Below are 21,718 nucleotides of genomic sequence, written 5' to 3' on the forward strand. Positions count from 1 at the left end.
GTTGGGCTTTTTCAGCGTGATTTAGGAGTCACCAACCAGAAAGGTCCAGTTTCCGTGCAGGGAACATCTCGATCGGTGTCGTAAACCACAAGGCCATCTTGCCGATCCAAAACCAAGGCCTCTCCTAGACGGACGCAGGAGATAAACGGGCCAAGATAGCGGACAACAGGCTCATCGCTACAGGCCGGCAACACCCTCTCGTTAAAATACTCCCACCCCACATCCTCGACGCTTTCATAGTAGCGGATGCTGAGATCGTCGATCACTTTCCCCGGAAAGCGGTCTCGGATGGCTGACCAGAGAAATTCTGGCATCGGTCGATCGGGCGATAATAATATTCCAGATTTCATGGCTTTTCCCCCTAAAACTAAAGGAAGCGGGAAACTCTGACAAATGCCTCCCCTATCGTGACTATTCACCCCCGCTCCCCACCCCGCCAATTTTTTACTAGGGATGGAAGCCAGCGCAGGGAGTCCCTTTGTATTTATTGTAACAAATTTCTCCGCAAAGGTTCAGGGCGATACGGTGAGAACAGTTTTTCTTGATTTTTCGTTACAAAGATTGACAAATTTATCCTTTTATTTTGGCGATAATAATAATTACCCGGCGACAAGCCAGAAAAAATAATGGAAACAGGGAAAGACGGACGAGACTGGGACTAACTAACTGGCAATAATGATAGCGAGAAAAGAAGTGGTTTAGTAGTGTCGAATTCTCGTTCCCAATCATTTAGGAGGTAGGAAAGATGACAATTTATGTCACCCGCGAGGGAGATAAACTGGTGGCCGATTCCCCACTGGAATTGGTGGAAAAATTACAACAATGTCAGGGTAGAATGACGGAAACAAGACAGGATTTCATGACTCGGATGGCTGCACAGATGGTAGCCAGCCAAGGCGTTACTGTTCCTATCACCGATCCAGAGAATTTTATCGCCGAGCTAATCCATAACGATTTTCTCAGCGTGGTGGACAGTATTGATGGCTGAAAGTCGGCTGGGGAATTGTCGGCAAAACTTCGCCCCTAGGGTTCCTAACACTCAACCCCACTACCCTAGGTCAAAAAGCAAAATTTCCGAGTCTTCTAGGGATTGAATAGCCAAGGAAGTTTCCTCGCTAATTGCCGCTCCATCCCCCGCTCGTAAATGCACGCCATTTAGGGTTATTTGCCCTCTAGCCACCTGTAACCAGCCATAACGACTGGGAGCTAAGGAATGGGTGAGGGACTGGCCTGGGGGCAAAATTCCCGCGTAGAGATTAACGTCTTGATGGACTTTAACCGCATTACCGGCACCGGTGGGAGAGGCGATTAGTTGTAAGGTATGGGGAGAAAATTCGATCGCTTTTTGTTGATAACTGGGTTCTAGATTTTTTTGGTCGGGAATAATCCAAATTTGCAGAAGATGGAGGGGATTAGTGGCAGAATGATTAAATTCACTGTGTTTTATCCCTGTTCCCGCGCTCATCCGTTGAATTTCACCGTGTCGAATCACGGAACCCGTGCCGAGACTGTCTTGGTGTTCTAGTTCTCCCGCCAAAACATAGGTTAAAATCTCCATATCGTGGTGTCCGTGGGTGTGAAATCCTTTTCCTCCAAGGACTTTGTCCTCGTTGATAACTCTGAGACTCCTAAAATTAATCTGTTGGGGATCATAATATTGGGCAAAAGAAAAAGTATGATAGGTATCTAACCAACCATAGTTAGCGTGGCCTCTTTCCTCCGCTTTGCGTATAGTAATCATCGGTTTTCCTCTTTTTTATCTCTATATTCCGCCAATTCAAAAATGATAAGTAGGCACTTAAAAGTCAGATAGTTACCTTGAGGTAATCATCATGGCAATGTTATTAAATTTTATGGATTTTGACTGGGAGCCATTATTTTGAAACAGCTATGACGACTCCCGAACCTTCAACTGTATTAGGCTTAATCGCCGTAGGTTTAAGCTCAATAGTCGGATTTAAAGGCAAAAAAAAGCCAAAATAAGCCTTTGATCGCTTCTTTTTTACCAAGAAAAAGCCCCCAATTGGGGGCTGAGGAAGAATGTAGTTACTTCTTGGAGTATAGCAAATCATGTCGAGAATTGGCAAATATAGCTCTATTTTTGTTTATTATTGCGGTAAGAACGCCTAACTGTAGCATTTGGGCAGATTACTTCATAAGTTGCAGTTCAGCTTGCTTGATCGAGATTTCAGGTCAAACTTAAGCCAAATCTCGCCAATCTATCCCTAGATCTTGTAACTTCCGAGCCATCTTTTCTGCCACTTCTTCAGGGGTGGGAACAAGTTTACCTTCAGGGGTAAAAAAGCGTAATTGGCTGTCATGAACCCCTAAAAATAATTCTAACTGTTGACTCCATAACCAGCCCTGTTCATTCGCTGCAATTTCTTCATATTTTCCTGCCATCAACTGAAACCCCTTAAATTCTAAACTGGTGGGATCAAACCAAAAATAATTAGGAGTCCGGAAAGTTTCCTGATAAATTTCTTTCTTTAAACCTCTATCAGTTTCTGCCGTTGAATCAGACAAAATCTCGATGATGACATGGGGATATTTCCCCTCTTCTTCCCAGACTACCCAACTTTTACGCGGTTTTCTTGCTACTCCCAAAACCACAAAAAAATCAGGACCTCGAAAATATTCTGATTTTCGTTGATTGGGACTGTAATAAATAGTCAGATTACCAAAAGCATAGAAATCTTGGCGGTCTTTCCATAATAACTCTAGTGATTGGATCAAAAGCATCAATTGACGCAGATGTAACTCTGTTTCCATAGGGGGTTCATCACTCAGTAAATCACTTTTGGGAAAGATAGTTTTCTTTAACTCATCTTCAACAATAACCATGACGACCACTCAATTATTTAATCTTCCCTATTTTAGCTCTTCAGTAGAGCGTTCTACTGTTTCCTATCAACCTAATCGTTTAGCAGGATTACGACGCTTTGCCATAGCGATTACCTTTCTCAATATTTTAGGTCATACCGTCCTCGGATTTGAACAATCTTGGGCGCAACCTCTGGTGGCTTTAGCAACAGGTTACAGCGTAGAATTATTATTAGAAAGCGTTGATGCTGGGGTAAATAGCTTTAAACCCAGATATTTAGGAAGTATCGGTCAGTTTGTCGATTTTCTGCTTTCTGCCCATATTACCTCATTAGCGATCGCTATGTTACTCTATGCTAATGAGCGTTTATTTCCGATTATGTTTGCAGTAGCGGTGGCTATCGGATCTAAAGCAATTTTTCGGTTAAAAGTGGCGGATAAAACCCGTCATTTTCTCAATCCTTCTAATTTTGGTATTAGCGTTACCTTACTCTTATTTCCTTGGATTGGCATCGCGCCCCCCTATCAGTGTCAGTCAATTAGTGATCGAAGCAGCGCGTCAGTTAGACTTATCTCCTCCCCATTCACCGACAGATTATGCCAATGCAACTATTCAGTATCTAGCAGCAGCTTTAGAAGAATTAGGAAAAAATAATCCCCAAATTCCTCAAGAATCAATCCCTATGGGTGTTGATAATTGGGTGCGTGCGTTTACGGGTGAATTAATCGAAAAACCGTTAATTAAATCAGATAAAAAGCAAATAAATCGAGAAAAAGCGGAAAATTGGCATATTATCGCCCATGCTGATCATCCTTTATTACCTAACTTATCTGTTTTACAACCCACCTTAAAGCATGAGCAGGAAAAAGGGATCATTATTTGTTTAAAACCCTATCCTGATGAATCAGAAAATGATTTGCTTTTAAAAGGAGCAAAATTATCTATAAAAGAGAAAAAAAACTTGATTTTGATTCAACAAGGAGGAGGATATGCGTCCTTTGCAAGAACTTTTTATCTAGAAAATCGTCAAATTCCTACCTGTGTCATTGATATTCCTTTTCATCATCCCAATGCAGTTAATATCATTCTCTCAGAAATCACTGCAACCGATAGCTATACAGAAGTTTATTATGATGAAAACGGAAAACGGTTTCTTCGTCAATTAAACTTGTTAGGGTTAGAAAAAGATGCCGATAACCCTAAGCAGAAAAAAGCCCTAAAAAGGCCAAATAAGAGCAAAATCAAGGAGCTTCTTTTGGTGACGGGAGGAGGGAGAGGTATTGCCGCAGAATGTGCCTTATCCTTAGCTAAAGAAAATAAAGCCACCTTAGGGATTTTAGGACGTTCTCAACCTGAAGATAACCGAGAATTAGCCGAAAATTTAGCGAGAATGAAGTCTGCAAACATCCAAGTCCATTATTATTCTTGTGATGTCAGTGATGCTGAGTCAGTTCAGCAAACTATCGCCGAAATTAAGACAAATTTAGGAGAAATTACGGGAATTTTACACGGTGCGGGGGTTAATACACCGAAATTGATTCAACATCTTGAGCCAGAAGATTTCTTGGCAACTTTAGCTCCAAAAGTCAAGGGTTTGCAACATATCTTAACGGAAATTAATCCCGATTCTCTCAACTATTTAATCAGCTTCGGTTCAATTATTGCCGAAACTGGATTGAAAGGAGAAGCAGACTATGGGTTAGCCAATGAATGGTTAGGGAATATTGTAGCGGAATTTAGTCAAAAATACCCTAATTGTCGCTGTTTAAACCTAGAATGGTCGGGTTGGTCCGGTATTGGCATGGGAGAACGTTTAGGAACAGTTGAAAAGCTAAGAAATGAAGGTATTACCCATATTTCTCCCGATATTGGCATTAAATACTTACATTTACTTTTAAATCAATCCCTACCCACTGCCTCTGTCATTATCGCCAGGCGTTTTGGTGAACCGCCGACTTTAAGCTTAAAACCGCAAGAATTATCTTTTTTACGCTTTTTAGAGACAAAGAAAGTTCATTACACGGGAATTGAACTGATTACTGAAGCAGAATTATCCTTAGACAATGATCCTTATTTACAAGATCATGTTTATCAAGGAGAATACATTTTTCCCGGTGTCCTGGGGTTAGAAGCGATCGCGCAAGTGGCCACTGCATTACTCCCCACCTTAGCAAGGAAAGAGGATCAAACCCTTAACAAGGGGGAAAACCAAGATCCCCCTTCCGTCCCCCTTAACAAGGGGGAAACTGGAGGATTAAGGTTTGAATCGGTTAAATTTAACCGTCCGATCGTGGTTTCTGCCGATCAACCCTTAAAGATACAAATTGCTACCTTAATCACCGATTCTGGAAAGGTTAAAGCCGTTATTCGCTGTGCCAATACAGGGTTTAGTATCGATCATTTTGAAGCCATCATCAGCCATTCTTCTGTGGGGGTGCCAGACTGTCGTCCATTGATTCCCCCTGTCCCCCTTAAAGAAGGAAAAAATAACCCTCAAATTAACCCAGATAAGGACTTATATGGTCATTTATTGTTCCATAAAGCAAGATTTCAACGAATTAAAGCGTATTCCCATCTCAAAGCAACCGAATGTATTGCAGAAATTAAGATTGAGCAAAAAACTGCTTGGTTTAGTCGTTATTTACCTCAATCCCTGATTTTAGGCGATGCCGGGGCAAGAGATGCCGTTATCCATGCTTTACAAGCTTGTGTTCCCCATGCCACTATTTTACCCACTGGTATAGAACGCTTAACGGTATATTCTGTCAATTTAGGCGAAAATCAGTTTGTTTCAGCCAAAGAAAGACTGCATCAAAGAGATACCTTTGTCTATGATGTGGAGGTATTGGATGACGATGGCAATCTCTTAGAAGTGTGGCAAGGATTGGAATTAAAGGTGATTAAACACAGAAATCCTCAATATCCCTGGATTCCAGCCCTTTTACCCTGTTATTTAGAACGAAAGATCAAGGAGGTGATGCCTAATGTCGATTTAACTTTAATTCTCGATCGGGATGCAACGGTAGAAAGACGAGTCAGAAGCGATCGCAGTTTAGGGATGTTAACCTCATCCCCTAGTGTAATTCAGCGTCGGGGGGATGGCAAGCCCGAATTAAGCGATAACGAGGCGGTTTCGGTATCTCATGCCGAAGATTTAACCCTTGTGCTTAAGGGTGCGTCAGGATGCGATCTGGAACCGATTATCCCCCACAATGTGCAGATGTGGCGCGATTTATTGGGGGAAAATTCCTTTAATTTAGCGGAGGTAATTAGTCAAGAGAATCATGAGGATTTAAATATTGCAGCGACGCGCATTTGGTCTGCTAAAGAAAGTATTAAGAAAGCGGGTTTGAGTCTCGATATCCCGTTAACTTTATCGTCTTTCTCTCAACAATCAACCCCTTTATCTCCTATTTTGTGGTTATCTTCAGGAAAGGATTTAATTATCACTTTACCTGTTTCTTTCAGAGAAACCAAGACAGATTTCATCTTGGCAATATTTGTCCAAACAGTTCCAGAAAAATCGGACTTACTTCAGACAGAACTATCAAAGTTTTTCTGATAAAAATTATCCAGTTTTACCCTTTTTTAAACCACAGGAGAACCAAATCATGACCACAGTTCGACAAATCCCCAATCGAAGCAATCCTATTCAACCGATTTCAAATATCATCCGTTCTTTCGTTTATGCGATGAATGGACGCTGGCATAAATTGGGGATGAAAATCTTTATGATAGTGACTATTGCCCACATCTCAGAACATATTATTCAAGCTTATCAATTGTGGGGTTTAGGATGGCCGAGACCGGAATGTTTAGGGTTATTAGGACTCTGGAAACCCTGGTTAATGCGCTCGGAATAGCTACACTATGGACACGCTCTTTTTATGTTATTAGGGTTAGCTATTTTTCGGCCTTCTTTTCATGGAAAACCTCGTCTTTGGTGGGATTTGTCCTTAGGATTACAATTCTATCATCATTTTGAACACGCTTTACTCTTAGGACAAGCTGTTATTGGTCAAAACTTATGGGATTCTCGCGTTCCTATTAGTATTGGACAAATTTGGTTTCCTCGGTTAGAACTTCATCTTTTCTATAAGTTAATGGTTCTAATTCCCATGATGATTGCCATGTATTATCATCGTTTTCCACCTATGAATGAGGGGAGATTAGTTTAAATTTCAGCCAAAGTCAAAGAAAATATTGGGAAAATGGGGGTAAATAAGTATTTACCCTATTCTTCTAGTTAATTGTGCTGAAAAGTTGTCTCTAGTTCTTAAAAAAGGCATGATTGCTCTCCTTCTCATATTAATTAAGATAAAGAGTCATTAACTAGCTGTTGAAATTCCTCCAATGAATTAATAGTAATACTGGGGACAAAAAGACTCTCTAAGACAGACACATCCTCAATTTGGTTAATCGTTTCAATCAGGGAATTAGGAATCTTCCCAAAACGACTTTGTAAAGCCAAAATAATATACTTTTGGCTAGTTAATTTAGCTCCTGATTTAGCTCCTTCTTCGAGAGCCATTTCTTCTATGGTGCTTAAAAAAGGCATTTTGTTTTCCTCCTCGTATTGACTGAGTTTTGTTTTAAAGTTAAGTTGAAGTTGCGGGGGTAAGGTCATCATTTTATCAATGAATTTCCCTAGATTGATAATCTCAAACTTGGTTAATCCCCTTTGATATAAACCTCTGACTAAGTTCCACTTCCATTGTTCACGCTCCCTGAGATTATTGGTCGTGGCCTTAGTTTTTAGGTGTGCCATCACTATTATAGCCCAAATATTCTCACTTTGTTCTAAGTCTTCCCATTGATAATCCAATAATTTGACCATTTAAAAATCGACTCTCACTTGACTTCCCCCTAACCCATATTGATAAAAATCAGGTCGCCAAGACCTACTTTCATCCCCTAAAATAGCTAAACTAATAACGGGTTTATGGTACAAGTCAAAGGCTCGATAATTATAAATAAACATTCGTTGAGGGAATTTTAGATCATATTGACTTTGGACTTCAATATGAATTAAAAGCCAGATTTCCTGATTATCTAATAACCAAACTTTCAATAATTTATCAGCATAGCGTTGCTCAGTTTTAGCAGCGACCGTAATTTGTTCTAATTCTTTATCAAGGGAAATAGGGGTTTGATTTCAGTCAATTTCTTGATAAATCTTGGGATAAAAGAAGTTTAAGAACTCTGCCAAATAAGTGCTAATCGCTTCTTTCCATGTTTTGTCGTAATTAGCTGTCACCTCAGCCATACCTTTCCCACCTAATTGCTATATAATAAATAATATCCTAATCTTTCAAAAACAATGGACAATTCTAACCCTACTCCTATCCCCTGCGAAAATAGTGATACTTCTTCCTTAGGACTTTTTGCTATTGGTGGACTGGGATTAACCCAACTTTGCAAGAAACGCCAATCAACTTAACTTAGGGTGGGTTCTGTTCACCCTATTTCCTTAAGGGATGGCTATAATCGAAACATGACCAAACTTGGTAAACTGATCAAAAAATTTCTCTCGAAACTGCCAGAAGTTCACTAATTATATCAACAATTATTGTATAATAAAGGTTATTCTAATAGTGATTGGTGAAAAATTACCTAATTCTTAAAATGACTAACCTAGAAAATATTAAAACTTGCTTAAAAAAGCAAGATTCCTATTTAAAGAAACAGTACCATATTCAAACACTAGGAATCTTTGGCTCTTATGTTAGGGGAGAAGCAACACCAGACAGCGACCTTGATATATTAGTTGAATTTGAATCAGGATATCACTTTGGTTTATTGACCTTTTGTCGCCTAGAAAACTATCTTAGTGATTTGTTAGGCGTTCAAGTTGATTTAGTCATGAAAGATAGTCTTAAACCGAAAATTTGCGAGCAAATTCTCTCAGAGGTTATTTATTTATGATTGAGCGATATAGTGAAGATTATTTAAGAGATATGGAAGAAGCAATTGGTTTAGCGATTGAATTCACAGAGGGAATGGATTTTGATGATTTCTGTCAAGATAAAAAGACGATTTTTGCCGTTACCAGAGCCATTCAAATTATCGGTGAAGCTGTTAAGAAAATTCCCGAGGATATTAGACAACAATATCCTCAAGTTCCTTGGAAAGATATCGCTAAAGAGATAAAGTAACTCATCAATATTTTTCTGTTAAATTAGACGTGGTTTGGGATACTGTTAAGCAAGATTTACCTTTTCTTCATTCATTAGTGACTAAGATGTTGGCAAATAATACAGACTGGAATACAAAGTCAAAATAAAATAATTAATTGACTTTTTGAGCTACTTCTGCTAAACAATCAAAGTGACGACCATATTTAACGATAATCGTCATCGATCCTCGATAATCAATTAACCCTGTCATCACCGCTTTAACTGCACCAATTTCTTGATTAACAAACCGATCCCAATTCTCTCTAGTCGCTGAAAAAATCGGTAAAGATTCGTCCATTTCTTCAATCAGTTCTAAACTAACAATCTGACCCTGATCATCCCATTCTGAACAAACAGAAACTCCCTGATGATCACTAAACCAAAGAATTACTTTTCCCAATTTAGCGAACTTTTTAGCCAAGTTTTCTTGTTCGTTCCATGTCGTTTGATAGGCAGACCACCATTCTTGAGAAAAACGAGTTAACGGTTGATTCATGAGGTATAATCAGAAAATAAAAAACTTGTGTTTAGTTTATCATTATCAGGATAACCTATGATCATCTTAAAATTCCTACTTTATGCCCCTCAGGGTAAGCGCATCTTAACAATCCTTGACAAAATGAACTTTATATGGTTTGCCTACCCAGAGCGCAATTCAGACATATTTGAGTAAAATTTGTCATCGCAGTTGAGTTCATAACTATTCTGATTGACTGGTATGATTGCAAATGTCTAGAGAGCAAGCAGCTGACAAAATTGGTCAATTGTCAATAGCGTTCTTTTAAAACCGTTGTTAATCTCGAAAAAATCGCTAAATAATCATGATGAAAGCCTAGGAATATCATCACATTGTCAGTTTTCAAGAAACCAATTTAGTTGGTAATGTTTATTGTGCCAATTAAGTAGCTAGGCAGAATTAAACTTAAAACAGTGAGTTTCGTATCCTCCTTTTTGAGCGCGAGCTTCGATCCCTTGTTTAACAGCGATCGCTAAATCCTACTCATCGGGAAAAATTTGACCTGCCAGTTCATGAGTTTTTAATTGATGCCATTCAATTTCAATAAGATTCATTTCAGAGGAATATTTGGGCAGTTGAAAGAAAAATAATCCTTGCTGCTGCCACTTATCCCAATATTCTCTGACTTGCTTGCTCCTATGAATGGGATGATTATCTTGAACGATGACGGTAATCTCCCCCGTCTTTTCAAAATGTTGGGCAGCGAGTTGGGCTTGCCATTCGAGAAGCTTAATATAAGTACCTAAGCAAAATTAATTACACATATCTAACCACCTCTTGCCTCTTGCCTCTTGCCTTTTGCCTATCCTAACCAAGAAATTAATTTTGCACGACTACTTAAGGATTTAGTCGATTTATGCCCCCCCTATCGAACCATACCAAGTAACGAAGAACCCAAAATATAAAATCAGAGTAATTCAAGGCTTGTTAACTCTTGATGGTCTGTGTTACCTTGTTCGAGATGGGTTTCCTGACTTCTGATGCACAGAGACTAGGGATTTGGCTCTCCCAGGTTTGGTGGGTAAAATGTATTCTAAGATACATTACTCCTAGCGAGGGGGTGGAACGAACCACAAAGACACAAAGGACACAAAGATCGATCCTATGTAAGTTAAGCTGATCACACAGAACCTAGAAGAGCAGGGATTTTCTTGACAATCTGATCAAACTTTATTAGACTTGTCCGTAAAATTACCTCCAGCAATCCTCAAGAATTGAGGCTGAACAAGCAATGCTTTATCAAAAACTGTTAGATGCTCGTAAACGCTATCGGCAATTTAAGAATTATCTTCACATTTATGATCAATATTGGTCTAGTCAGTTGGCGGAGCATGATATTAATCTTAATTGTGTAGAATATGATGCTAAATCTGGTAAACTTTTTTATAAACCTTTAGGGGTCAGTTTAATCAAAAATAAGCAAGATTTCCTCTTGGGTAGTAAAGTTCTTAACAAAGCTAAAACCTTACAATCACGGACTGATTGTAAATTTTATACCGATGAGCAAGAGGAATTAATTATCGAGATCGATGGACTTAAGTTAATTATCGAGACGGGACAGGATTTAGATATCGCCCATGAAATTTTCCTTTTAGGTATATATAACTTCCTCTATGATCAACCCTGTGTGGTGGTCGATATAGGTATGAATACGGGTTTTGCTAGTCTCTTTTTTGCCAATCGAGCTAATGTGAAAGCTATCTATAGTTACGAACCTTTTAAAGCTACCTACGACCAAGCGTTAAGAAATTTTGCCCTCAATTCCAATCTAGCGGAGAAGATTAAAGCTTTTGATTATGGAGTCGGCGCTCGTGATGAAGTTATTCAAGTCGAATACGATTACAATGTTAAAGGTAGTGTTGGTATTTATGGTATTGACAACCAGTTAAAACCTTTTGCCTCGAAAGAAACCGCTACAGCCGATTTAGTTCTTAAACCTTTCACCGATGTGTTTAAAGGTATTACCTCTGACTATCCCGATATCGATATTGTTGCCAAGATTGATTGTGAAGGTTCCGAATACGAAATCCTCGATTCTTTAGCGGCAACCGGTCAATTAGGACAGATTAAAATTATCATGATGGAATGGCATAAAAAGGGTCCCGATGCTTTAGTCAAACATCTGCAAGATTTCGGTTTTATCATCTTTTCCAGGATGCCTCGCAGTAAAAGTGTCGGCACTTTGTACGCAATTAAACCATAAAGTATGTAAGTGAGGTGATGGGGAAATGGGGAAATGGGGAAATTTCCACTAATACCCCAAAACCCTAACACCTTCTAACTGATAACTGATAACTGATAACTGATAACTGCCTTACTGTGCTTGACAATAGGTATTAAAAGCTTCGCCAGTTTCTTTTTCTAATTGGCCGGCCTTTCTTACCTTTTCCTGTGCTAATTTTGCCCCGTTTTTATTGCGCGTTTCGATAACTTGAATTATTTCACGAGTGGCAGTGGCATAATCTTCGTAAACTTGAGCGAAAGCGATTTTATATTTATCTAGTTCGGGATCCTTCACTGCTAATTTTTTCATATTTTCCGCGGCCTGTTCGATTTTATCGGCGGCTAATAGCCAACTTTTTTGGTCAATTTCTGTCCCTTGACCGTTGGTTAAGGATTTGGTTTCTTGGGCCACTTCGTTGGCAATCCGATAGATTTTTTGACATTGAAACTGTTTACTATCAGCACAACTTGCCAAAAAAGTCAAGCCTATAAATATTAAGATTATTTTGTTATTCATAGCATTGTATTCGAGAGGATTCTAGAGAAGCTTATAGCGGTAAACTATCAGCCTCTAGCAGTTTTTTACTGTTATCGACTGATAGAACTTTTCAATCTGATAATACTAAAGTTTAGCACTCGATCGCCGTTAAGCGTGTCTTTTTTGATGCCAATTCCAGGCGTGTTCAACTATTACCTTGAGATCGGCATATTGGGGATGCCAACCGAGAACCTGTTTAGCTTTATCACTACTGCCGATTAAAATGGGGGCATCACCTGCCCTTCTGGGACTTTCGATGACAGGAATATCTAAACCAGTCACCACTCGCGCTGTTTCAATCACTTCACGCACAGAAAAACCGTTACCATTGCCCAAATTAAACACATTACTTTCGCCCCCATTTAAGAGATATTCTAAGCCTAAAACGTGAGCTTGGGCTAAATCATTGACATGGATATAATCGCGAACAGCAGTGCCATCGGGAGTATCATAATCCGTGCCGAAAACTGACAGGGAATCCCGTTTTTTCAGGGCAGTTAATAAAGCCAAGGGAATTAAATGGGTTTCTGGTTGGTGATCTTCCCCTAATAAACCACTGGGGTCGGCTCCTGAGGCATTAAAATAACGGAAAGCCACCGATTTTAAACCGTAGGCCCGATCAAAATCCCGAAGAATTTGTTCCACCATTTCCTTACTGGCAGCGTAGGGACTGAGGGGATGATGGGGATGATTTTCCGTCATCGGAATTTCTTTCGGCATTCCATAAATGGCACAGGTGGAAGAAAAAACAAATTTCTTCACATCGGCGGCGATCATCGCTTGCAAAAGAGTCAGACTACCACTAACATTATTTTGATAGTAAATAGCCGGTTCTTGCACCGATTCCCCCACGGCAATAAAAGCGGCAAAGTGCATGACGGCGGCAATATCACGACTAGCAAATAAATTATCCAGCAGCGATCGATCCCTAGTATCACCGATAATTAACTCAACTTTTAATATATCCTTAACGATTTCGGCGTGACCATAGGATAAGTTATCGAGTACGATGACGGAATAACCGGCATTTTTAAGCGCTAGAACTGCATGGGAACCAATATAACCCGCACCGCCAGTAACGAGAATGGTAGGTTTAACTTGAGACACGCGATCATACCTATTTGAAATTGACTTGTCTATAACTTTATACCCTAATTTTCCTTTTATTTGACCATCATGTTAAGTCCCCTCGATCTATCTCTTTCCCTTGACAAGGAAACTTATCAATCACAAATTAAAGATTTAATGGAACAACTGCGATCGCTACAGAAGTCCTGTTGGGAATGTAAATTACCCGTGGTGGTGGTTTTGGAAGGTTGGGCGGCGGCAGGCAAGGGAACTTTAGTCAAAAAAATGGTTAACTATATGGATCCTCGCGGTTTTACCGTCCATCCAATTTTAACCCCTTCCCCCCAAGAGGAAAGTTACCCGTTTTTGTGGCGATTTTGGCAAAAACTGCCAGCAAAAGGCAGTATCGGCATTTTTTATCACAGTTGGTACACCCATCTACTAGAGGATCGACTCTTAAATAAATTGCCCTCCTCCCAGATTCCCCTAGTCATGCGCGATATCAACACCTTTGAGCGACAATTATTTGATGATCGGGTGGCGATCGCTAAATTCTGGATTCACCTCAGTCAAAAGGAATTAAAGTCACGCATCAAAGAATACGCCGAAAATGAGCTAGAATCTTGGCGCGTGCGTCCGGAAGATTGGCAACAGGCCAAACGTTATGATGAGTATGCCAGTTTAGCCGAGGAAATGATTACCTACACTAGCACGGGGGCTGCCCCTTGGACATTAGTAGAGGGCAACTGTCAACGCTGGGCCCGGGTAAAAGTTCTCTCCCAATTAGTCGGTACGATCGCTCAAGCCTTGGATCAGCGGCAATTACCGATCGAACCTCCTGCCAATCTACCACCCCAAGCCCAATTACTGCCCACGGAACCCGATTATCTAGGGAGAGTGGACTTAAGTGTCAAATTGGAAAAAGAAGACTATAAAATCCGTTTGCGTCAGGCACAGGTAGAATTAAGAAAACTGCAATTAAAGATTTTTCAGGCAAATATTCCCGTTTTAGTCCTCTTTGAGGGGTGGGATGCCGCCGGCAAGGGAGGGGCGATCAAACGCTTAACCGATACCCTCGATCCTCGCAGTTATCAAGTGATTGCCTTTGCTGCCCCGACGGAGGAAGAACACCGCTATCATTATCTCTGGCGCTTCTGGCGCAAATTGCCCGCAGCCAAAACTATCGGTATATTCGATCGCAGTTGGTATGGACGGATTTTGGTGGAGAGAGTGGAAGGATTCGCTAAAGATATGGACTGGCGACGGGCATATCAAGAAATTAACGAATTTGAGGCCCAATTAACCCATTCAGGCTGTGTTTTAGTCAAATTCTGGTTACATATTAGCCCCGAAGAACAGTTAAATCGCTTCAATGAGCGCCAAAATAACCCCTATCGTCAACATAAACTCACCGATGAAGATTGGCGCAATCGGGAAAAACAGCCCCTCTACCATGTGGCAGTTAATCACATGGTAGCCCGTACTAGCACCCCCGTCGCCCCCTGGACGATTGTGGCGGCCAATGATAAGTATTTCGCCCGCGTTAAAGTCATAGAAACAGTCATTGCCGCTATTGAAACCGGTTTGAAACAACGGGGATAGGGGAGATAGGGGTATGGGGATTTTTTCGATTCCCCTCTCTTAACCCTGATGTGCTGAGAAGCAGAGTCGGGAACTTTATTGAACGTTTTCAATATCCACCAGAGGAGAAACAATCATGAATCTCAATGAGTTGCCAGGGGCCGAGATCATCTTACCCGGACTGAGGGATCTTCACAATGGTGAGTCTAATACCATTGGGGCGTTGCTAGTTGCGATCGCAGCGACGCGCCTAACCGAAGTCGGTTTCGATATCCCTAAAAATCACCTAGCTGCAGAGCCAGAGCTAACCTTGTATGCCTATCTCCAAGAGGAACGGGATGATGCTTATTCTTACTATAATGCTTTGCTGAATCGCCTCAACAGCTTTTGCAATGCACTCGAACTCGGTTATAAAATATGATGACAATTTCCCCCAGTTTAATTTCTCCCGATCTCAGTTTGGCCGATATTCCCCTAGAGGAAACCCTCTCCTTAGGAGTGATGGCTTCTGGTAGTGGTTCCAATTTTGCGGTTTTGGCGGCAGCTATCGCCAAAAAACAGCTAAATGCCCGAATTCCTGTCCTCATCTACAATAATCCCGATGCCAAGGTAAAAGAAAAAGCCGCTGACTACAATATCCCTGCGGTTTTCCTCGATCATCGTCAATTTAACCCCAGAGAAGAACTCGATCGGGCAATAGTAGAAACTTTCCAGGAATACGGCGTAAAATGGGTAATTATGGCCGGCTGGATGCGAATTGTCACCCCGGTTTTACTAGATGCTTTTCCCGATCGCGTGATCAATATCCATCCTAGTTTACTACCCAGTTTTAAGGGTGTGCGTGCCGTGGAACAAGCTTTAGCTGCGGGGGTAAAAGTGACCGGATGTACTGTGCATATCGCTCGCGCGGAGGTAGATAGCGGCCCAATTTTAATGCAAGCGGTGGTTCCCATTCTCCCCGATGATACCGCGACCAGTCTCCACGAACGCATTCAAGTGCAAGAACATCGCATTTTCCCGGTAGCGATCGCTTTAGCGGCGAAATTGGGTCTGTAGAGATAGATTTCTGGACTTCCTTGGCGAGAATACCGGCAAAAAAACGAAAATTCAAAGCAAATCGTTAAATATCACTCCTTCATAAATTTCCTGAAAACTGAGAGCGAAATTGACAGAAGTTAAAGATAAACTGGCATTTTCGCCCTCGTATTCCGTTAATAGCCATTTATTTTCTTCAGTTTTGTTATACTGCATGATATAGGGACGACTTTGACTAATCAGAATATATTCTTGAAATTCCGGCAGCGAACGATAATAAAGAAATTTATCGCCCTGGTCATAATTTTGAGTTGATTTTGAGAGGACTTCTACTATTAATTTGGGATTGGTAACAGTTGTCTTACCAGTTTCATAATAAATCGGTTCCCCCTCAATTAGCATCACATCGGGATAGGTTGCTTGACGATATTGCGCTATCCATAATTTAACATCACCGATAAAAATATTATATTTCTGTCCTTTGAGGGCAAATTTTAAATAAGCGGCAAAATTGAGAGCAATTTTATTATGATCGGTAGTGCCTCCTGTCATCGGTACGATTTCCCCGTCTTGATACTCATTTTTATAGGCTGCCGTTTCCTCTAGTTCTAAATATTCGGCAAAGCTATAGGTACTTTTATCTGTTGCTATGGTCATAATTTATTGATTGACTCCCTCAATTGATTATAGCAATTATTATACTGGTGAGATACAAAAAAGTTACCATAAATTAGCTAGGTTTAGCCGAGCAAAAGATAACAGCTATTTTAATAGGACTCTTGAAAATTTTTAGCCGGCAACTAAACAGGAATTTGATCTCTCCCAAATGTGGGACAATTGACAAAGAACTAAGAATTGTAGAATCCCCCCATCATGACCTCGGAACTATCGAAGCAATACGATCCCAAGATCACAGAAACGAAATGGCAGCAATATTGGGAAAATCAAGAAATATTTACAGCAAACCCCGAAAAAGGCGGCGAAACCTACTGTATAGTTATCCCTCCTCCCAATGTTACCGGTAGTCTCCACATGGGTCACGCTTTCGAGAGTTCCTTGATTGATACACTTGTTCGCTACAAGCGCATGACCGGCAAAAATACCCTCTGGCTGCCCGGGACGGATCACGCTAGTATTGCAGTACAAGCCATACTCGATCGCCAATTAAAAGCCGAAAAAACCGACCGTTATCAACTAGGAAGGGAAAAATTCCTCGAACGCGCTTGGCAATGGAAAGAGGAGTCCGGTAGTACCATTGTTAATCAACTGCGACGCTTGGGGGTATCCGTCGATTGGACGCGGGAACGTTTCACCATGGACGAGGGACTTTCCCATGCTGTCCGTACTGCTTTTATCAAACTCTATGAGGACGGATTAATCTATCGCGGTCAATACTTAGTTAACTGGTGTCCCGAATCCCGGTCGGCCGTTTCCGATTTAGAGGTGGAAAACAAGGATATTGAGGGAAATCTCTGGTATTTTCGCTATCCTCTTAGCGATGGTAGCGGTTATCTTCAAGTAGCCACCACAAGACCCGAAACCATGCTCGGTGATACTGGTGTCGCTGTCAACCCGCAAGACCCCCGTTATCGCCATTTAATCGGCAAAACCGTCACTTTACCGATAATGGGGCGAGAAATCCCGATTATTGCCGATGAATTGGTGGATCCCGAATTCGGTACCGGTTGCGTCAAAGTTACGCCGGCCCACGATCCCAAGGATTTTGAGATGGGTAAACGCCATAATTTAGCCTTTATTAATATCATGAATTTAGACGGCAGTTTAAACGAAAATGCCGGAATATTCGCAGGTCAAGATCGTTTTGTTGCCCGCAAAAATGTTGTTAAAAAACTCGATGAAGACGGTTTTTTAGTTAAGATTGAAGCCTATCGCCATAGCGTCCCCTATAGCGATCGAGGTAAAGTTCCCGTGGAACCCCTTTTATCTACCCAATGGTTCGTTAAAATTGAACCTTTAGCCACAAAAGCTTTAGCCTGTTTAGATCAGGAAAACTCGCCCCGTTTTGTGCCGGAAAGATGGACAAAAGTTTATCGCGATTGGTTAGTTAAACTAAAAGATTGGTGTATTTCTCGACAACTGTGGTGGGGTCATCAAATTCCCGCTTGGTATATTATCAGTGAAACTAACAACGAAATTACTAACCATACTCCCTTCGTCGTTGCCCCAGATGAAACCTCCGCTTTAGCCAAGGCTAAACAAGAGTATGGAGAGGATATAATTATTCAACAAGACCCCGATGTTTTAGATACTTGGTTTTCTTCGGGATTGTGGCCATTTTCGACTATGGGATGGCCAGAAAAAACCCTTGATCTAGACACCTATTATCCCACCACAACCCTCGTCACTGGTTTTGATATTATCTTTTTCTGGGTGGCCAGAATGACGATGATGGCGGGCTATTTTACGCAACAAATGCCCTTTAAAGATGTGTATATTCACGGTTTAGTTAGGGATGAAAACGGCAAAAAGATGTCTAAATCTGCTAATAACGGCATCGATCCCCTAATTTTAATTGATAAATATGGAACCGATGCTTTACGATATACCTTAATTCGAGAAGTGGCAGGAGCAGGACAGGATATCAGTCTGCAATATAACCGTAAAACCGATGAATCGGAATCCGTAGAAGCTGCCCGAAATTTTGCCAATAAAATTTGGAATGCTTCCCGTTTTGTGATGATGAATCTGGAGGGAAAAACCCCAGAAGAATTGGGAGAACCAGCTTTAGAAAATTTAGAATTAGCTGATCGCTGGATTTTATCTCGTTATCATCAAACAGTGCAAAAAACTAGAGATTATCTAGAAAATTATGGCATGGGAGAAGCGGCAAAAGGTCTATACGAATTTATCTGGCGCGATTTCTGTGATTGGTATATCGAGTTAGTGAAAACTCGTTTATGGAAGGATAAAGAATCGGTTTCCTGTGCCACGGCCCGGCAAACTTTGGCTTTTGTCTTGGCAGGGACATTAAAATTATTACATCCCTTTATGCCCCATATTACCGAGGAAATTTGGCATAATTTAACCCAAGAAAATCAGCAGGTTTTGGCTTTAGAAACCTATCCAATAGCTGATAGTTCTCTGATAGATTTAGACTTAGAAAATACTTTTGAGTTATTAATAGAAAGTATTCGGGTGTTGCGTAATTTGCGGGCCGAAGCGGGGATTAAACCGGGAGCAACGATCACGGCAATTTTACAGACAGAAAACAGCCAAGAATTAGCTATTTTGCAACGCGGACAAGTGTACTTAAAAGACTTGGCCAAGATCGAAAACTTAATTTTGACGGCCAAATTAACCGAGGAAGTCAATCAAGCGATCGCCGGCGTTGTCGCTACAGTAGAAATCCTCATCCCCCTGTCCGGATTGGTTGATATATCGGTATTGGCTGGGAAATTAGCGAAAAATTTAGCTAAGGTAGAAGGGGAAATCAAGAGTTTGAGCGATCGCTTGAATAAACCTAGCTTTGTCGAAAAAGCTCCAGAAGCTTTAATCCAAAAAACGAAGCAAGCTTTAGCAGAGTCCGAAAAACAAGCCCAAATTCTCCAAGAACGCTTAAAACGTCTGCATTAAGGGAGGCAGGGTTTATTGTGGGGATTTTCCGAAAAATAGGGCAGTTTTCAGGCTACCCTAACCGGAAAATTAATCCCCAAAATGGGAGATGATTGCATCGGCAAATTCGGAACATTTCAGGGGAGGATTAACGGGAGGTTCCATCAGACGCGCTAAATCGTAGGTAACTTGTCGATTAGCGATCGCTGCTGCGATGCCTTTTTTAATCAAATCGGCTGCTTCTTGCCATCCCATGTATTCCAACATCATCACCCCAGAAAGAATCACCGAACCGGGGTTAATTCGGTCTAAACCGGCGTGTTTAGGGGCTGTGCCGTGGGTTGCCTCAAAAATAGCGCAAGTATCGCCAATATTCGCCCCAGGTCCCATCCCTAAACCACCCACGATCGCCGCTGCCGCATCGGAGAGATAATCACCATTCAGGTTCATGGTAGCGAGGATCGAGTATTCATCGGGACGGGTTTGGATCTGTTGGAAGATACTATCGGCAATGCGATCGTTAACCATAATTTTATCTTTCCACTGCCCATTGCCGTGGGTTTCCCAGATAGCATCGAGAACACTGGTAACTTCTTGACAGATTTTAGCTTTTTTCTCGTCCGTGAGGGCATCATAACCCGGTTCCACCATGCGGGCGTTATCTTCGATGCTCAGATCTGGGTTTTTCTCTTTATTGCTCAGGATCCATGATTCCATCTCGGTAACGCACACATCCCGGAATTCACTTTTAGCTAATTCATAACCCCAATCCCGGAACGCCCCTTCTGTATATTTCATAATGTTACCCTTGTGGACGAGAGTAACTTGATTTTTCGGTTTCGGTAAAGTCAGCGCTCGTTCGATCGCCCGGCGGACTAATCTTTGGGAACCTGTCTTACTAATCGGTTTGATACCGATACCCGCATCGAGGGGAATTTGTTTTTTCCCGTGTTCGGGAGTGGCGGGAATTAGTTCCGTGTTGAGATAATTAATCAGTTTATCGGCGATTTCCGTGCCTTGTTTCCATTCGATGCCGAGATAGATATCCTCGGTATTTTCCCGATAGACGATGACATCGAGTTTTTCCGGGGTTTTATGGGGGGAAGGGGTTCCCGCATAGTAACGACAGGGACGAACACAGGCATAGAGGTCAAAAATTTGCCGCAAAGCCACATTCAGGGAACGAATGCCGCCACCGATGGGAGTGGTCAAGGGACCCTTGATGGCCATACCATATTCTTTGATCGCTGTCAATGTATCTTGGGGTAGATATTGATAGGTCCCGTAGATTTCACAAGCTTCATCGCCAGCATAGACTTTAAACCAATGGATTTTCCTTTGACCAGCGTAGGCTGTGGCGATCGCTGCATCGATAACTTTTTCGGTTGCGGGCCAGATATCGACCCCCGTACCGTCACCACGAATGAAGGGAATGATGGGATCGTCGGGAACTAGAGGTTTTCCGTCAGAAAAAGTAATTGTCGAGCCTGTTGTCGGTGGGGTGATTTTTTCGTAGCTCACAGTCATGGGCTTCCAGAAACAGTATTTATCTATACGTTGGGAGTCTAGCGCTGTCAATATCTATACTCAGGGATTTTGGGTAATTTCTTAAAGATTCCCTCTACCCTATTGATAAGCTAAGACGCATTTAAACCGCTTATTCTTAAATTAGCTGAACCTCCCCCAATCCCTTTACTGTTGCCTTTTGCCTATTGCCCCTTGCCTCGTCTCAACAAGCAATTTAAATTACGAACAGCTTACTACTCACTACTTAGCTTCACCATGAGTGATTATTGTTTACTGATCACTGAAAAATCGCCCCAACCTCCCACTTAAAAAGGGAAAGAGCTATGCTCCTCCCCTTTTTTTAATAATTTATTCAAGACGATTGTAGATGCACACCAATCGGGGCTGAAATTACATTAAGCCTAATTGAGCAAGGATGCCTTTGTGGGTTAAGTATTCCGTAGCTACGCCAATAACGAAACCGAGCATGGCTAAACGACCATTCCAGTTTTCAGCGAAAGCGGTGAAACCGAGTTTGTTTTCTTGCTTATCCATGGTGAATTGCCTTCCTATAATAAAATTGCATTTGATTCAAGTGCTTGATATTAAATGTAACATAACTTCCCAGACTATGCAACATTTCTTTACATAAATTTTATCAATGTTGACCATAAACT

Annotated in this window: 23 protein-coding genes and 2 pseudogenes; 14 read left to right on the forward strand and 11 right to left on the reverse strand. The window is 41.3% G+C overall.

The genetic code is table 11. The features are described from left to right. Nucleotides 1-11: 11 nt before the first annotated feature. Nucleotides 12-488 (reverse strand): hypothetical protein, encoded by a 477-nt coding sequence (locus N0824_RS11275; protein WP_108936836.1) that lies wholly within the window; start codon nt 486-488, stop codon nt 12-14. Between the two features lie 257 nt (nt 489-745). Here N0824_RS11275 and N0824_RS11280 point away from each other — a divergent pair, with 257 nt between their 5' ends. Continuing rightward, nucleotides 746-988, forward strand: a complete 243-nt coding sequence (locus N0824_RS11280; protein WP_002740673.1) for a hypothetical protein — start codon at nt 746-748, stop codon at nt 986-988. A 60-nt stretch (nt 989-1,048) separates the two neighbouring features. Here N0824_RS11280 and N0824_RS11285 read toward each other — a convergent pair whose 3' ends face one another. Beyond that, complete coding sequence (locus N0824_RS11285) at nt 1,049-1,741, reverse strand: pirin family protein (protein WP_108936837.1); 693 nt, start codon at nt 1,739-1,741, stop codon at nt 1,049-1,051. Between the two features lie 149 nt (nt 1,742-1,890). Between N0824_RS11285 and N0824_RS11290 the strand changes: the two genes are divergently transcribed. Further along, complete coding sequence (locus tag N0824_RS11290; protein ID WP_233256414.1) at nt 1,891-1,983, forward strand: PEP-CTERM sorting domain-containing protein; 93 nt, start codon at nt 1,891-1,893, stop codon at nt 1,981-1,983. A 216-nt stretch (nt 1,984-2,199) separates the two neighbouring features. Here N0824_RS11290 and N0824_RS11295 read toward each other — a convergent pair whose 3' ends face one another. After that, nucleotides 2,200-2,844 (reverse strand): Uma2 family endonuclease, encoded by a 645-nt coding sequence (locus N0824_RS11295; RefSeq protein ID WP_108936838.1) that lies wholly within the window; start codon nt 2,842-2,844, stop codon nt 2,200-2,202. Here N0824_RS11295 and N0824_RS11300 point away from each other — a divergent pair. From N0824_RS11300 to N0824_RS21335, 4 genes and pseudogenes are all read left to right on the forward strand, one after another. Next, nucleotides 2,843-3,352 (forward strand): annotated as a pseudogene (locus N0824_RS11300) (enediyne biosynthesis protein UnbU); the annotation flags it as partial. The gene N0824_RS11295 and the pseudogene N0824_RS11300 sit on opposite strands and share 2 nt — an antisense overlap. Nucleotides 3,353-3,365: 13 nt before the next feature. Then, the gene (locus tag N0824_RS11305; protein ID WP_233256416.1) at nt 3,366-6,386 is read left to right on the forward strand and encodes an SDR family NAD(P)-dependent oxidoreductase; all 3,021 of its coding nucleotides are present in this window, start codon (nt 3,366-3,368) and stop codon (nt 6,384-6,386) included. A gap of 49 nt (nt 6,387-6,435) precedes the next feature. Further along, nucleotides 6,436-6,687: a hypothetical protein gene (locus tag N0824_RS21330; RefSeq protein ID WP_233256417.1), complete on the forward strand. Its 252-nt coding sequence runs from the start codon at nt 6,436-6,438 to the stop codon at nt 6,685-6,687. 24 nt (nt 6,688-6,711) lie between these two features. Then, entirely contained in the window at nt 6,712-7,002 is a 291-nt protein-coding gene (locus N0824_RS21335; RefSeq protein WP_233256418.1) for a hypothetical protein, read from the forward strand. A gap of 134 nt (nt 7,003-7,136) precedes the next feature. On the opposite strand, the pseudogene N0824_RS11315 reads toward N0824_RS21335, so the two are convergent. Then, nucleotides 7,137-7,967 (reverse strand): annotated as a pseudogene (locus tag N0824_RS11315) (hypothetical protein). Between the two features lie 482 nt (nt 7,968-8,449). Here N0824_RS11315 and N0824_RS11320 point away from each other — a divergent pair. From N0824_RS11320 to N0824_RS21605, 3 genes are read left to right on the forward strand one after another with little or no spacing between them, the layout of a single operon-like run. Beyond that, on the forward strand, nt 8,450-8,749 hold the full coding sequence (locus N0824_RS11320; RefSeq protein ID WP_108936839.1) for a nucleotidyltransferase family protein: 300 nt from the start codon (nt 8,450-8,452) through the stop codon (nt 8,747-8,749). Next, entirely contained in the window at nt 8,746-8,979 is a 234-nt protein-coding gene (locus N0824_RS21600; RefSeq protein ID WP_255420530.1) for a DUF86 domain-containing protein, read from the forward strand. Before N0824_RS11320 ends, N0824_RS21600 begins: the two co-directional genes overlap by 4 nt. Before the next feature lie 29 nt (nt 8,980-9,008). Next, nucleotides 9,009-9,107 (forward strand): hypothetical protein, encoded by a 99-nt coding sequence (locus tag N0824_RS21605; protein ID WP_255420531.1) that lies wholly within the window; start codon nt 9,009-9,011, stop codon nt 9,105-9,107. A 5-nt stretch (nt 9,108-9,112) separates the two neighbouring features. Here the strand turns inward: N0824_RS21605 and N0824_RS11330 are convergent, their stop codons facing one another. Together N0824_RS11330 and N0824_RS21915 are read right to left on the reverse strand one after the other, a co-directional pair. Then, nucleotides 9,113-9,496, reverse strand: a complete 384-nt coding sequence (locus N0824_RS11330) for a hypothetical protein (RefSeq protein ID WP_108936840.1) — start codon at nt 9,494-9,496, stop codon at nt 9,113-9,115. A gap of 500 nt (nt 9,497-9,996) precedes the next feature. Further along, nucleotides 9,997-10,251 (reverse strand): transposase, encoded by a 255-nt coding sequence (locus N0824_RS21915; RefSeq protein ID WP_108936867.1) that lies wholly within the window; start codon nt 10,249-10,251, stop codon nt 9,997-9,999. Between the two features lie 497 nt (nt 10,252-10,748). On the opposite strand from N0824_RS21915, the gene N0824_RS11355 reads away from it, so the two are divergent. Continuing rightward, nucleotides 10,749-11,720: an FkbM family methyltransferase gene (locus N0824_RS11355; protein ID WP_108936841.1), complete on the forward strand. Its 972-nt coding sequence runs from the start codon at nt 10,749-10,751 to the stop codon at nt 11,718-11,720. Nucleotides 11,721-11,831: 111 nt separating this feature from the next. Here N0824_RS11355 and N0824_RS11360 read toward each other — a convergent pair whose 3' ends face one another. Next, nucleotides 11,832-12,257: a hypothetical protein gene (locus tag N0824_RS11360; protein WP_108936842.1), complete on the reverse strand. Its 426-nt coding sequence runs from the start codon at nt 12,255-12,257 to the stop codon at nt 11,832-11,834. A gap of 129 nt (nt 12,258-12,386) precedes the next feature. Beyond that, nucleotides 12,387-13,385, reverse strand: coding sequence for a UDP-glucose 4-epimerase GalE (gene galE / locus N0824_RS11365; RefSeq protein WP_108936843.1), 999 nt, complete (start codon nt 13,383-13,385; stop codon nt 12,387-12,389). Between the two features lie 69 nt (nt 13,386-13,454). Between galE and pap the strand changes: the two genes are divergently transcribed. The 3 genes from pap to purN all read left to right on the forward strand — a co-directional run bounded on the left by pap (nt 13,455) and on the right by purN (nt 15,983). Next, entirely contained in the window at nt 13,455-14,948 is a 1,494-nt protein-coding gene (gene pap, locus N0824_RS11370; protein ID WP_108936844.1) for a polyphosphate:AMP phosphotransferase, read from the forward strand. A 115-nt stretch (nt 14,949-15,063) separates the two neighbouring features. Beyond that, nucleotides 15,064-15,348 (forward strand): hypothetical protein, encoded by a 285-nt coding sequence (locus tag N0824_RS11375; RefSeq protein ID WP_002740123.1) that lies wholly within the window; start codon nt 15,064-15,066, stop codon nt 15,346-15,348. Beyond that, nucleotides 15,345-15,983, forward strand: coding sequence for a phosphoribosylglycinamide formyltransferase (gene purN / locus N0824_RS11380; RefSeq protein WP_108936845.1), 639 nt, complete (start codon nt 15,345-15,347; stop codon nt 15,981-15,983). The genes N0824_RS11375 and purN overlap by 4 nt, the downstream gene beginning before the upstream one ends. 51 nt (nt 15,984-16,034) lie before the next feature. On the opposite strand, the gene N0824_RS11385 is transcribed toward purN, so the two are convergent. Further along, the gene (locus N0824_RS11385) at nt 16,035-16,619 is read right to left on the reverse strand and encodes a Uma2 family endonuclease (RefSeq protein WP_108936846.1); all 585 of its coding nucleotides are present in this window, start codon (nt 16,617-16,619) and stop codon (nt 16,035-16,037) included. A 216-nt stretch (nt 16,620-16,835) separates the two neighbouring features. Here N0824_RS11385 and N0824_RS11390 point away from each other — a divergent pair, with 216 nt between their 5' ends. Continuing rightward, nucleotides 16,836-19,556 carry a valine--tRNA ligase gene (locus N0824_RS11390; protein ID WP_108936847.1) on the forward strand — a complete coding sequence of 907 codons (2,721 nt, stop codon included), beginning with the start codon at nt 16,836-16,838 and terminating at the stop codon, nt 19,554-19,556. A 69-nt stretch (nt 19,557-19,625) separates the two neighbouring features. Here the strand turns inward: N0824_RS11390 and N0824_RS11395 are convergent, their stop codons facing one another. Both N0824_RS11395 and N0824_RS11400 read right to left on the reverse strand, forming a co-directional pair. Continuing rightward, nucleotides 19,626-21,062, reverse strand: coding sequence for an NADP-dependent isocitrate dehydrogenase (locus N0824_RS11395; protein ID WP_108936848.1), 1,437 nt, complete (start codon nt 21,060-21,062; stop codon nt 19,626-19,628). Between the two features lie 390 nt (nt 21,063-21,452). Then, the gene (locus tag N0824_RS11400) at nt 21,453-21,596 is read right to left on the reverse strand and encodes a high light inducible protein (protein ID WP_002734821.1); all 144 of its coding nucleotides are present in this window, start codon (nt 21,594-21,596) and stop codon (nt 21,453-21,455) included. Nucleotides 21,597-21,718 lie beyond the last annotated feature (122 nt).

The organism is Microcystis sp. 0824, from assembly GCF_003112475.1.
GTDB classification, from domain to species: Bacteria; Cyanobacteriota; Cyanobacteriia; order Cyanobacteriales; family Microcystaceae; genus Microcystis; species Microcystis aeruginosa_C.